A 12,456-nucleotide genomic window follows, 5' to 3' on the forward strand; every position below is an offset into this window, starting at 1 on the left:
ATTGTAAACTATGACAGATAAAAAAGTTTTGTTAGGCGCTGGTTTAAGAGGGCAAGTTGCAGGGAAAACTGCCTTGAGTACGGTCGGTAAGGAAGGTGCGGGGTTAACTTATAGAGGGTATGATGTTCGAGAATTGGCAGTACATGCTTTATTTGAGGAGGTAGCCTATTTATTGTTGTTTGGCGAATTGCCTAACCAGGCACAATTAAAAGACTTTGAGACAAAATTGCTGCATCAAAGAGAGCTCCCATTTGCGCTCAAAATAATTTTGGAAAATTTATCAGCCAGTAGTCATCCTATGGATGTATTAAGAACGGGGATATCTGCATTAGGAACGATGGAACCAGAATTAAATTTTTCCCATCAAGAAGGAACAGCGATAAGAATACTGGCAATATTGCCAAGTATTTTATGTTATTGGTATCAATTTTCTCATTTTGGCAAACGTATTTTGTGTCAGTCAGAAGAAACTTCTTATGCAGGACATTTACTAGCCATGATGTTAGATGAAAAACCAAGTAAATTACATACTAAGGTGATGAATAGCTCTTTGATTTTATATGCAGAGCATGAATTTAATGCTTCTACTTTTACTGCAAGGGTGTGTGCATCTACTTTATCTGATTTGTATTCTTGTGTCACAGGGGCGATTGGTTCCTTGCGTGGTCCTTTGCATGGAGGTGCTAATGAGGCAGCTATGGAAATGATTAGTGAATATAAGACTGTTGAAGAAGCTAGAGAGGGAGTATTGAAACAGCTTGAGAAGAAGGCGCTGATTATGGGGTTTGGGCATGCAATTTATAAAAATTCTGACCCAAGAAATGAAGTCATCAAAAAGATGGCCAAAGAACTTTCCGATGAGGTAGGAGATACAACGTTGTATCCTATTTCAGAAATGATAGAAAAAGTTATGTGGGATGAGAAAAAATTATTCCCTAATGCGGACTTCTATCATGCGAGCGCGTATCATTTTATGCACATCCCAACTAGTTTATTCACTCCTCTTTTTGTATGTGCTCGATCAATTGGCTGGATGGCTCATGTATTTGAGCAAAGAGTAGGTAATCGAATTATTAGACCAAGTGCAGAATATGTAGGTCATGAGTTGCGTGATTTTAAACCACTTAAAAATCGTTAAGGAGAAAGAATGTCGAGTAATGTAGAGATGAATAATCGTCCAGAATATGATGAAGTGATTCAAAAAATTACGGATTATGTTTTGGCAGAGCCTAACTTTTCAAAAGAAGCCTTGGATACGGCAAGGAACTGTTTAATGGATACGTTAGGTTGTGGACTATTGGCTTTGAAATTTCCTGAATGTACCAAACATCTTGGTCCAATTGTAGCAGGTACTATTGTTCCCAATGGAGCTAGAGTCCCAGGTACTAGTTATAGTCTAGACCCTGTAAGAGCTGCTTGGAATATCGGTTGTATTGTGCGCTGGCTTGATTATAACGATACTTGGTTGGCAGCGGAGTGGGGTCACCCCTCTGATAATTTAGGTGCTATTTTAGCAGTATCAGATTATCTATCCAGAAAAAACTTAAGTGAAGGCAAACCTGCTTTGACGATGCGCACAGTTCTCGAGTCAATGATTCAAGCGCATGAGATTCAGGGAATTCTGGCATTGGAAAACTCTTTTAATCGAGTTGGATTGGATCATGTTTTATTGGTAAGAGTGGCTTCTACTGCAGTATCAGCAAAATTATTGGGTGCCAACAGAGAACAAGTACTATCGGCAATATCACATGCATTTGTAGATGGTTCTGCTTTGCGTACTTATCGACATGCACCAAATGCAGGTTCACGTAAATCTTGGGCTGCGGGAGATGCAACTAGTCGTGGTGTGTTTCTGGCTATGGTGGCTTTAAAAGGAGAGATGGGGATTCCTGGGGTGCTGACCGCACCACAATGGGGGTTCTATGATATTTTATTTAGTCACACTAATAAGGACTTAGCAACTAAGGATAAAAAGGACAGAGTGTTTACACTGCCTCAAGCATTTAGAGATTATGTTATGGAAAATATTTTATTTAAGATTAGCTTTCCTGCAGAATTTCATGCACAAACAGCTTGTGAAGCCGCAGTAAGATTACATCCAGAAGTTAAGGGTAGATTCGATGAAATAGAAAAAATTATGATTACGACGCATGAATCAGCAATTCGTATCATTTCAAAAGAGGGGCCTTTAGCCAATCCAGCAGATAGAGATCATTGTATTCAATACATGACTGCAGTTTCTTTGATTTTTGGTAATTTGGTGGCAGACAACTATGAAGATGAATTTCATCAAAGTCATCCTATTATCGATGAATTAAGGGAAAAGATGGAGATTGTAGAAGATCTTCGTTACAGCAAAGAATACTTAGAATCTGATAAACGTTCGATTGCCAATGCGGTACAAGTATTTTTTAAGGATGGTACTTCAACTGCAAAAGTAGAGGTAGAATACCCGATAGGGCATCGTCGTCGACGTCAGGCGGGAATTCCTTTATTAGAAGAAAAATTCAAAAATAATCTAGCAACTAGATTTGTGCCTCAACGTTGTGAGCAAATTTTTGATTTATGCGTGGATACTAAAAAATTACAAGCAGCAAAAGTTAATCAATTCGTTGATTTATTTGTCTTGTGAAGAAAATTGATGTTTTAAGTTAAAAAGGATTTGACATCCTAGATATTAAATCCTTTTCACTTATTGAATTGATTTTTAAAGAGATTTATTTAAAAAGTTCTTACCAATTATGGAAAAAGTAATTAATCCACAATTGGGATTTACGATATATTTAAGAAAGACACTATCTTGACCCTTTATTAAGTTTCTTAGTTGTTATGCCACTATATTATTTTAATGAACATTCCTTTTAAAAATCAGTAAATTAAGTTGAGTTAATATTGGCAATATTAGTTGATACCGTGGGGTACTCGGCTAATTCCCTGATATCTTTAAATTGATGTTTTTATTAAGAACTTTGTATTTTGTCTATTGGCTATTTTTATATTAAGGGTCAGAAAGATAATTAAATAATAGCTTAATAAAATTTATTATAAAAGAAATCGTGCGATTCTTATAATATTGTGTGTTAGAATAAAAAGATTTTAGAGTGTATTAAAGGTTCTAAAACAATAAAATTTAGAAAATCATCATTGATGGGATAGTAAATAATCATGCTAGCTAATATTGGAACAAAAATTTTTGGAAGTCGTAATGGACGAATTTTGAAACAATATTCAAAAATTGTTAAACAGATTAATGAACTTGAACCAGGTATGCAGTTAAAGTCAGATGAGGAACTGCAAGCGATCTCTCTTGAATTAAAGGAAAGAGTATCTGGGGGGGAGTCTTTAGACAAAATTCTACCTGAGGCTTTTGCATTATGCCGAGAAGCGAGTGTAAGGGTTTTAGGCATGAGACATTTTGATGTTCAATTAATTGGTGGAATAGCTTTGCACCAAGGTAAAGTTGCAGAGATGAAAACAGGTGAAGGTAAAACTCTAGTAGCAACTTTAGCTGTTTATTTGAATGCTTTAACCGGGAAAGGCGTTCATGTTGTTACTGTAAATGATTATTTAGCTTCTCGTGATGCAAGCACGTTACAACCTTTGTATGAGTTTTTAGGATTGACAGTAGGTTTGAATTTATCTCAAATGTCACAAGAGGATAAAAAAAAGGCATATGCATCAGATGTGATTTACGGAACCAATAATGAGTTTGGTTTTGATTATCTAAGAGATAATATGGTTCCTAGTAAGGAAAATAGGGTGCAACGTGATTTGTCTTATGCTGTTATCGATGAAGTGGATTCAATCTTAATTGATGAAGCAAGAACACCTTTGATTATTTCAGGTCCAGCTGATGATAATGTTGATCTGTATAAAGTGATGGATAAGATACCAGGTATGTTAACACCACAAGAAACTGAGGATGGTGAAGGTGATTACTGGGTTGATGGTAAAACCAAGCAAGTTGTCTTGAGTGAGTCAGGACACGAAAAAGCAGAAAAAATACTAACAGAAATGGGACTCCTAACTGAAGGCAGTTCTCTATACTCGTTGAGTAATGTTTCTTTGATGCATAATTTAATGGCGGCACTAAGAGCTCATACTTTATTTTTTCTTGATCAGCATTATGTAATTCAAAGTGGTGAAATTGTTATTGTAGATGAATTTACAGGACGTTTAATGAGTGGACGTCGGTGGTCAGAGGGGTTGCATCAAGCAATTGAGGCCAAAGAAGGATTAACTATTAATAAGGAAAATCAGACACTTGCTTCTATTACATACCAAAATTATTTTAGATTGTATGACAAATTGTCAGGAATGACTGGAACAGCCGATACTGAAGCGGCAGAATTTCAAACTATTTATAATTTAGAAATAGTCATTATTCCAACCAATCGTAAAATGATTCGTAAAGATTTTGATGATCAGGTGTACAAAACAGCAGAAGAAAAATATGAGGCCGTTATTCAAGAAATTATTGAAAGGCACGATCAAAATCAGCCTGTATTAGTTGGTACTGCAAGTATTGAAAGTTCTGAGCTAGTTTCTAGATTGTTAGATAAAGTTAATATTCCACACAACGTACTAAATGCTAAAGAGCATGAAAAAGAGGCTTATGTAGTGGCTCAAGCAGGGAAACCAGGAATGGTAACTGTTTCAACTAATATGGCGGGACGTGGTACTGATATTATTCTGGGTGGTAATATTTTTATTGATATTAAAGAAATTGAGAAGGACAGTAATCTTTCTGAAGATGAAAAAATAAGAAAAATTCAAGCACTACAAAATGAATGGAACATATTACATGAATCCGTCATTAAGGCAGGTGGATTGCATATTATTGGAACAGAACGCCATGATAGTCGAAGAATTGATAATCAATTAAGAGGACGTTCAGGTCGTCAAGGGGATCCAGGTTCAAGTCGTTTCTTTCTATCATTTGAAGATAGTTTATTAAAATATTTTGCCTTAGATAGGGCTGCAGGATTATTAAATAAATTAGCACCAGAAAGAGGAATACCAATTGAACATAAATTCTTAACAAGGCAAATAGAAGGTGCTCAACGCAAGGTCGAAGGGCGTAACTTTGATATTCGTAAGCAGATTTTAGAGTATGACGATGTGGCGAATGATCAACGTAAAGTAATTTATGTTTTGAGGAATGACATATTAGATAATGATAACTTAGATGATGAAACCAAAGAAATTATATTTGAGGTCATTGGTAAAGTAGTGAATCATTATATTCCTGTTGAATCTATGCAGGAAGAATGGGATATTCCTGCACTGGAACAAAACTTAAAAAGTGAATTTGATTTGGATATAGATGTTAGCCATTGGCTACGAGAGGATAAATATCTTGATGATGAAAAGATTAAGCATCGCTTACTTGAAATCATAGAGCAAGATTATGAACAGAAGCGAAATATGATTGGTCATGAAGTCATGACTAATTTTGAGCGCCAAGTTATGTTAACGGTATTGGATCATAATTGGCGTGAGCATTTATCTGTTATGGAACATTTAAGACAAGGAATTGGATTAAGAGGCTATGGGCAAAAGAACCCTAAACAGGAGTATCAAAGAGAGGCTTTTATTCTGTTTGAGAATCTTTTGTATACCATTAAGTTTAATATTGCTAAATATTTGATTGCAGTAAAAATTAATCCTCAACCAGTAGAAGAAGAAACTGAGCAGGATGTTGATACTTTTTCAAGTTTAGAAAACTCTACTAATTCTGCTGAAATATTAAGTAGAAAATTAAGTAGGCCAGAAGTTTCAGATTTTTCAAGTTTAGATGTGGCGCAAGAGGATGCTGATATAAATTTAGAGTCTATTTTAATGGCAGCAGAAAGAGGGGAAATTTATATTGGTAGAAATGATCCTTGTCCGTGTGGTGGTGGTGCGCGATTTAAGGATTGTCATGGTAAGTTAAGTTAACTTTAAATAATAAAAATGCACTCAATTGAGTGCATTTTTATTGTCAATTTATCAACCAATTAACTAAATTAGTTCATTGTTGATAGATAATTTCTCGTGCAATCTTATCTCGATTATTTTTATCAGTCAGATATTCTAATAGGGTTAGTGCAAATTCTACAGCAACAGCAGGCCCTTTGGCGGTAATAATATTACCTTCTACAACTACCTGTTTATCAACAATGTTTGCCCCTTCTAGATAGGATTCAAAACCTGGATAACAAGTAGCCTTTTTGTCTTTTAGAAGTCCCATTTGACCTAGTAACATAGGAGCAGCACAGATGGCAGCTACACTATTCCCTTTATTAAGTGAAGTGCTAATTTTTTCTTTCAAATTAGAAAATTGAGTAATGCGAGTGGAACCTCCTGGTAAAATAAGCATATCCACGTCTTGATTTTTTACTTCATCAAAAAAAACATCTGCTTTTACTGGGATATTATGTGCGCCGATGACCTGTATTTCTGCTTCAAGTGAAACGGTTTTAACATCAACACCACCTCTTCTTAAAATGTCTACGGGTGAGAGAGCTTCTATTTCTTCAAAACCAGTTGTAAGAAAAATAAGGGCTGTTTTCATCATGGTCTCCTTTAAACTGATATAATCAATCATTGGATTATGGCATAATAACAAAATTTATAAAATATTAGTTATGGATTTTAAATGCAAATAAAAAAGTCAGTTTTAGTGGAATATCCAGCTGAATATATGTATCAACTTGTTTACCGAATTGAAGATTATTCTGATTTTTTGCCTTGGTGCAGTAAGACAGAAATTTTAAGACAAAAGGATCTTATTGTCGAAGCAAGAATCTATATGGATTATTTAATGATAAAACAAAGTTTTACTACAGAAAATACGCATATTGAAAATCAAGAAATTCATATGGTTCTGGTAGATGGCCCTTTTAAGTATTTGGATGGGTATTGGAAATTTTTGGATTTGGGCACCTTAGGTTGTCAGATCGATTTTATTTTAGAATATGAGTTTACTAATCATTTTATTTCTAGAGTATTGGGTCCTGTTTTTCATATGATTTCGTCTACGTTGGTAGACGCATTTATTAAAGAGGCAAATCGTCGTTATGTCCAAAATTTGGATTGAAATAGTTTTAGCATTAGAGGATAAGCAACATTTATTAAGATTTGAGGTCAATAAGGGCACAACGGTTAAACAGGCTTTATTACAGACGGACTTAAAAAATATTTATCCTGAATATTTCGAAGACATGACAGCTTTAGGTGTTTGGGGGCATCGTGTGACGATTGATTATGTTCTAGAAAATGAAGATAGAATAGAGGTTTATAGATCGTTAAAGGTAGATCCTAAACAAAACCGTCGTATTCGTTTAGAGAAAAAAAATGGTAAAAATTAGATTAATAGTAGGTTTAGGCAATCCAGGTTCAGAATATGACTTAACTAGACATAATATAGGTTTTTTGACTTTAGATGTTCTTGCTAAGAAAAGGGGAGTATTTTTTAAAGCGGAAAAAAAATTTCTTGCAGAGATAACTAAAATTCAATTTCTAGGTGATCAAATTATTTTAATGAAGCCTAATACTTTTATGAATTTGTCAGGACAAGCGGTTGGGGTGGTATCTAATTATTTTAAAATTAGACCTGAGGAGATTTTAGTTATTCATGATGAGTTAGATCTACAACCTGGGCGTATCAAATTAAAAAAAGGAGGTAATCATGGGGGACATAATGGGTTAAAAGATATAGATGCTAAACTAGGTTCAAACGCGTATTATAGGTTGAGAATAGGTATAGGTCATCCAAGAGACTGTGTTGAGGGACAAAAAACTGTTAATTCTAGTTTATTTGGCTTGCAAATACCTGATTCTTCTCGAAATAAGAAACTGGAAGTGCCTCAATATGTTTTAAAAAGGCCTTCTATTGAAGATCAAGTAAAGATCGAGCATTGTATTGAGAGAATTCATGATAATCTAGAATCTATACTAGAAGCCAATTTAGAAGTCGCACAGCGCCACTTGCATTCTTTATAGTTTGGTCTTGTGACTGACTAAGTTAAGAAAGCCTCTTAGAATATCTATCTCTTCTTTCTCAATGTTGCTTTTATCAATCATGCGCTGTATACGTCTCATTAAACGTTTTTTGTTACGTTTCTCAAAAAAACCAATTTCTTGCATGGTAACTTCAAAATGTTCTACTAGACCTAGAACTTCCTTTCTAGTAGATAAATTGGGATATTGTTTTAAAGAAGTTATAGGGTGATTTAATTGGCTAAAAAGTTCGTAAGCAACTACCTGCACAGTTTGAGCTAAATTCAGAGAAAAATAATCAGGATTACCATTAATAGTAATTAAACGATTACATAAAGATACCTCTTCAATGTTGAGTCCAAATGTTTCAGAACCAAAAATAAAAGCTATTTTTTGCTCATTTTGTGCGAATTGAATAATTTCTGGCATTATTTCTCTAGGGGATTGTAATGGTGCTGATATTTCTCTTTTGCGACTACTTAGGGCGCAAGTTAGATGCATTGGCTTAATTGCCTCATCCAATGTAGAGAAAAATTGTGCCTGAGTCAAAATGTCTTTAGCACCTGAAGCCAAGATGAAGCTTTCTTCTGGAATAGTAAACGTATCAGGATTGTTTCTATCAAATAAGGGGGGATTAGGTGTTTGAGAAGTCGCAATGATATTCGGAGATACTAATATTAATTGAGAGAGCCCCATGGTTTTCATTGCTCTGGCAGCAGAGCCGATATTACCAGGATGACTGGTATGACACAGAATAACATAAATATTTTTTAACAAAGAAGGCAGAGAGTTGGTTTTTCTGTTTGTTATCATGGCGTATAATCTTGTTTTCAAAAAAACGAGTATTGTAACTCAACCTAGCAGATTAGAAATTAAAATTGAGGAAATTATGGACGCATATATTAATACAGGCATAAAAATAGCAAGACGAGTCGCTAATATGATGTTACGCGCAGCTAATGATTTAAGTAGTATTCGAGTAGAAAATAAAGCTTTTAATGATTTTGTCTCTGAGGTAGATAAAATAGCTGAAGAAATAATAGTGGAGGGTTTATTAGAAGCCTTTCCTACACATCGCATTAGGGCTGAAGAAACAGGCTATCATGGGAATAACGAAGCTGAATTTGAGTGGATTATTGATCCTTTAGATGGCACTACTAATTATTTACATCATCATCCTCAGTATGCTATTTCAATGGCGTTACTGCATAGGGGTAGTTTATTAGATGCGATTATTTTTGCACCTGAACGAAATGATTTATATATTGCTAGTAAAGGAAAAGGTGCATTTTTAAATGATAAGCGTATTCGTGTTTCTAAAAGAACACAGATGAATGAATGCTTGATTGGTACTGGTTTTCCTGTTGTTGATCAATCTATGATGACAACATACCTGACTATTTTACAAGATATTTTAGCTAGAACTGCTGGTGTACGAAGAGAAGGGGCTGCTTGTTTAGATTTATGTAATGTGGCACTTGGTCGATTTGATGGTTATTTTGAGTTTAATTTAAAACCTTGGGATATTGCTGCAGGTGCTTTGATTGTTACAGAAGCTGGAGGCTTAGTAACAGATATGCAAGGAGAGGGGACTTGGTTAGATACAGGCAATATCGTTGCCGGTAATCCTAAAGTATTATCTCAATTGTTACAAGTAATTGATCCTCATCTGAAATCAATATAGAAAGGTTAGTGATAATGGATTACGTTTTTGTTCAATAATGAGAACAAAATAGCGATTCTAATCTAGATTAGGATAAGAGGTTAGAGCTTTAAGCATCACACTATTTAGTTTTTCATTATAAATTTGTTTAGTCATAATGGTGACTGTCAAAATGGAGTAATGCTCAAGAGTAGTGATAAAGTGGATTTTATTTCTCTTTTCTAAAATCAATTAAGAACAAATAGCTATACCTGTCTTCACAGTATCATTATTAATATTCTTCAATACTAAAAATTAAGCTTAAAAAACAATGATAGCAATAGTTATTTTATTGAAATATAAAAAAACCGCAATAATTGCGGTTTTCTGAATTTTATAGAGACTCAAGCTCTTTGGATATTGGAGGCTTGTTTGCCTTTAGATCCTTCGGTTACATCAAATGTTACCTTTTGACCTTCTTTTAAAGTCTTAAACCCATCCATATTAATTGCAGAGAAGTGAGCAAATAAATCTTCACCGCCTTCATCCGGAGTAATAAAACCATAACCTTTAGTATCATTGAACCATTTTACTGTACCTGTTGCCATTATTAACTTTCCTAACTTCAAAAAATAAATAAAAAACGAACGAGCCCCATCTTTGGTTGACTCCTTCAATGGACATAATGTCATACTTTATGAATATTGTTACTAAGTTTTATAATATTTGTCCAATATATTTGTAAAGTTGTTTCTAAAAACATACAAAAGTTTAAAAATTAAATTTGATTTAATACTATTAATTTTTATCAGTTCTACTGGATTTATCTTGTAGTGAATAGGCAAGCATGGGCTAAGATTGAGGAAAATTGGTAGAGATATGGGGTATTAATTATCAAGGTGAATAACACCAATGAATTTGACTATGAGTATTTTATTAAAGAATCTACTTTGTTAATTTATTGGAGAGTAGGTATTTTGAATTCAGAAATTTAAGTCTATATTATTAAAACAATTTGCAATCGTTAATGTTATTCATAGATTCCCAATGAAGGCTATGGGGTGAGAATGATAAAAAATAATAGCTATACCCAGGGGGGTGGAAAAAGTAAAGGTAGTTAACAGTAAACTAAGAATGATTAATAGTCTATATTTGAGATAGGAACAGGTATTTTGTTATGCCACGAAAGCATGGTATTAATTAAAAATAAAGTTTGGAAATTTTGTAAAGTATTTCGGTGAATTTTCTGTTCTTGAACAAGCCCATTAGCTAGTAAGTATTGTCTTTGAATACCATTTAGTAGATAGGTATCGGGGGTGAGGTAATGATATCCATCGTATAAAATGATATTAGTGTAACTAGTATCTGTAAGGTAGCCATTTTGAGTGATTATAATATCACTATAGTTAGAATTTTTTTCTTTTAAATTATTTAAGTAGCTTCTATTGGCATATTTAAGATGGTAATCGATGTTACTATCTTCAACTAACTTTAGATTTCGAATTAATTTTGGCTGATAAATTTCAAATTCTATTTTGGTAATTGATTGATGGTAGTACAGGCGACATTTGACTGTACTATCTTGAAATGTTGCTGGAACATTAATTTGTAAATTTTTAATATAAATGAAGCCATAAGTTTCAAGTTGAGTATTTTGTATTCTTTTTAAATGCAGATCCTCAAGTAATATTTGACCATTTTGTATTTTGATACTTTCGATAAACATAGGATATCTCACAAGATAACTGGTAAATATATTTTTTCGAACAATTCTTGATATTCTTTTTTGGGATCACTATAAGCTGTAATACCACCTCCACTCTTATAGAATAATTGATTTTTTTGTTGTTCTATAAAACGAATTAAGACACAAGTATCCAGATTAGTACCATCAAAATAACCTGCAACGCCAGTATAATAACCCCTATCATGAGATTCAACTTGATTAATAATGTTGACAGTAGAAATTTTTGGAGCACCAGATATAGAACCCGCAGGAAGTAGCTTAAAGATAATATCACCTAAATGGGTTAAGTAATTATCAGGTAACTGCCCAGATATTTCTGAACTAGTCTGATAAATATTTCGTTGAGCTGTTTTTATCAGTTCGAAATATCTAAAACGATTTACTGTGATTTTTCTGGCTACTGAATTAAGATCATTGCGCATGAGGTCGACAATTGTTTGATGCTCAGCTATTTCTTTATTATCCATTTTGAGAATTTGTTCCGCATTTGGTATATCTGCGTTAATGGTTCCTTTCATAGGGTAGGTACTTATTTTACCTGATTGATTGATTTGTATAAAAGTTTCCGGGGAAAAGCTAACAAATTTGTCCTTAAGTAATACTTTGTACTTCGACTGACTTATATGAAAAATTTCTAGCAGTGTTAGTTCGCTTCTAATCAAAGTGGATTGTGTCAAATTAATTAAGAAGGTGTGACCATTGTATAATTCTCGTTGGATTAATTGAAATTGGTGAGAATACGTCTGATAGTCAGTTTTTTTTTTGGATTTCCAATCGTTGGTCATTTTTGTGACATGTTAAGGTAAAGGCATTACTAGAGATATTGGAAAAAGAAGGAAAGCTAAACAATATTTGAGAATTGTAAAAATTGTTAAATTCTAGGAAGTAACCCTCATCTTGTGCGAAGTTAATAATAAAAAAGAAAGGGATTCTATTTTTACCATATAGGTTAATACGATTCTTTAAATCTTCTCTAGAAAGAGGTAAAATTCGGTTTTTTATCATGTTGTTAGATGGAGTTAGTCAATACGATTTTTAGTTGTGTTATGATATGTTGTCATATGAGCCAAAATTTCTCATCATA

General features: G+C 33.6%; 11 protein-coding genes and 1 pseudogene. 7 read left to right on the forward strand and 5 right to left on the reverse strand.

Annotated features, from left to right (window positions below):
* Positions 1–10: 10 nt before the first annotated feature.
* The 3 genes from prpC (at position 11) to secA (ending at position 5,940) form a co-directional block, all read left to right on the forward strand.
* A complete protein-coding gene (gene prpC / locus GKC53_05790) occupies positions 11–1,138 on the forward strand; it encodes a 2-methylcitrate synthase (GenBank protein QRN41619.1) in 1,128 nt (375 codons plus the stop codon).
* A 9-nt stretch (positions 1,139–1,147) separates the two neighbouring features.
* On the forward strand, positions 1,148–2,632 hold the full coding sequence (prpD, locus tag GKC53_05795; GenBank protein QRN41620.1) for a 2-methylcitrate dehydratase: 1,485 nt from the start codon (positions 1,148–1,150) through the stop codon (positions 2,630–2,632).
* Between the two features lie 533 nt (positions 2,633–3,165).
* Positions 3,166–5,940 (forward strand): preprotein translocase subunit SecA, encoded by a 2,775-nt coding sequence (gene secA, locus GKC53_05800; GenBank protein QRN41621.1) that lies wholly within the window; start codon positions 3,166–3,168, stop codon positions 5,938–5,940.
* A 73-nt stretch (positions 5,941–6,013) separates the two neighbouring features.
* Here secA and GKC53_05805 read toward each other — a convergent pair whose 3' ends face one another.
* Complete coding sequence (locus GKC53_05805) at positions 6,014–6,556, reverse strand: DJ-1 family protein (protein QRN41850.1); 543 nt, start codon at positions 6,554–6,556, stop codon at positions 6,014–6,016.
* Between the two features lie 84 nt (positions 6,557–6,640).
* On the opposite strand from GKC53_05805, the gene GKC53_05810 reads away from it, so the two are divergent.
* The 3 genes from GKC53_05810 to GKC53_05820 are packed head-to-tail and all read left to right on the forward strand — an operon-like array spanning position 6,641 to position 7,986.
* The gene (locus GKC53_05810; protein ID QRN41622.1) at positions 6,641–7,081 is read left to right on the forward strand and encodes a ubiquinone-binding protein; all 441 of its coding nucleotides are present in this window, start codon (positions 6,641–6,643) and stop codon (positions 7,079–7,081) included.
* Complete coding sequence (locus GKC53_05815) at positions 7,062–7,352, forward strand: RnfH family protein (GenBank protein ID QRN41623.1); 291 nt, start codon at positions 7,062–7,064, stop codon at positions 7,350–7,352. The genes GKC53_05810 and GKC53_05815 overlap by 20 nt, the downstream gene beginning before the upstream one ends.
* Positions 7,339–7,986 (forward strand): aminoacyl-tRNA hydrolase, encoded by a 648-nt coding sequence (locus tag GKC53_05820; protein ID QRN41624.1) that lies wholly within the window; start codon positions 7,339–7,341, stop codon positions 7,984–7,986. Before GKC53_05815 ends, GKC53_05820 begins: the two co-directional genes overlap by 14 nt.
* Here the strand turns inward: GKC53_05820 and GKC53_05825 are convergent.
* Positions 7,981–8,793, reverse strand: coding sequence for an RNA methyltransferase (locus GKC53_05825; GenBank protein QRN41851.1), 813 nt, complete (start codon positions 8,791–8,793; stop codon positions 7,981–7,983). The two genes, GKC53_05820 and GKC53_05825, sit on opposite strands and share 6 nt — an antisense overlap.
* 79 nt (positions 8,794–8,872) lie before the next feature.
* Here GKC53_05825 and GKC53_05830 point away from each other — a divergent pair, with 79 nt between their 5' ends.
* Complete coding sequence (locus tag GKC53_05830; GenBank protein QRN41625.1) at positions 8,873–9,667, forward strand: inositol monophosphatase; 795 nt, start codon at positions 8,873–8,875, stop codon at positions 9,665–9,667.
* A gap of 362 nt (positions 9,668–10,029) precedes the next feature.
* Here the strand turns inward: GKC53_05830 and GKC53_05835 are convergent, their stop codons facing one another.
* From GKC53_05835 to GKC53_05845, 3 genes and pseudogenes are all read right to left on the reverse strand, one after another.
* Positions 10,030–10,233 carry a cold-shock protein gene (locus GKC53_05835; protein QRN41626.1) on the reverse strand — a complete coding sequence of 68 codons (204 nt, stop codon included), beginning with the start codon at positions 10,231–10,233 and terminating at the stop codon, positions 10,030–10,032.
* Between the two features lie 530 nt (positions 10,234–10,763).
* Positions 10,764–11,351 (reverse strand): hypothetical protein, encoded by a 588-nt coding sequence (locus GKC53_05840; GenBank protein ID QRN41627.1) that lies wholly within the window; start codon positions 11,349–11,351, stop codon positions 10,764–10,766.
* Positions 11,352–11,359: 8 nt separating this feature from the next.
* Positions 11,360–12,377 (reverse strand): annotated as a pseudogene (locus GKC53_05845) (aminodeoxychorismate synthase component I).
* Positions 12,378–12,456 lie beyond the last annotated feature (79 nt).

This window comes from Neisseriaceae bacterium, assembly GCA_016864895.1.
GTDB lineage: Bacteria > Pseudomonadota > Gammaproteobacteria > Burkholderiales > Neisseriaceae > QFNR01.

What these genes read in the sequence shown, in the direction of transcription:
- prpC (QRN41619.1), top strand. Translation starts at nt 11, where the DNA reads ATGACAGATAAAAAAGTTTTGTTAGGCGCTGGTTTAAGAGGGCAAGTT.
- prpD (QRN41620.1), top strand. Translation starts at nt 1,148, where the DNA reads ATGTCGAGTAATGTAGAGATGAATAATCGTCCAGAATATGATGAAGTG.
- secA (QRN41621.1), top strand. Translation starts at nt 3,166, where the DNA reads ATGCTAGCTAATATTGGAACAAAAATTTTTGGAAGTCGTAATGGACGA.
- GKC53_05805 (QRN41850.1), bottom strand. Translation starts at nt 6,556, where the DNA reads ATGAAAACAGCCCTTATTTTTCTTACAACTGGTTTTGAAGAAATAGAA.
- GKC53_05810 (QRN41622.1), top strand. Translation starts at nt 6,641, where the DNA reads ATGCAAATAAAAAAGTCAGTTTTAGTGGAATATCCAGCTGAATATATG.
- GKC53_05815 (QRN41623.1), top strand. Translation starts at nt 7,062, where the DNA reads ATGTCCAAAATTTGGATTGAAATAGTTTTAGCATTAGAGGATAAGCAA.
- GKC53_05820 (QRN41624.1), top strand. Translation starts at nt 7,339, where the DNA reads ATGGTAAAAATTAGATTAATAGTAGGTTTAGGCAATCCAGGTTCAGAA.
- GKC53_05830 (QRN41625.1), top strand. Translation starts at nt 8,873, where the DNA reads ATGGACGCATATATTAATACAGGCATAAAAATAGCAAGACGAGTCGCT.
- GKC53_05835 (QRN41626.1), bottom strand. Translation starts at nt 10,233, where the DNA reads ATGGCAACAGGTACAGTAAAATGGTTCAATGATACTAAAGGTTATGGT.
- GKC53_05840 (QRN41627.1), bottom strand. Translation starts at nt 11,351, where the DNA reads ATGTTTATCGAAAGTATCAAAATACAAAATGGTCAAATATTACTTGAG.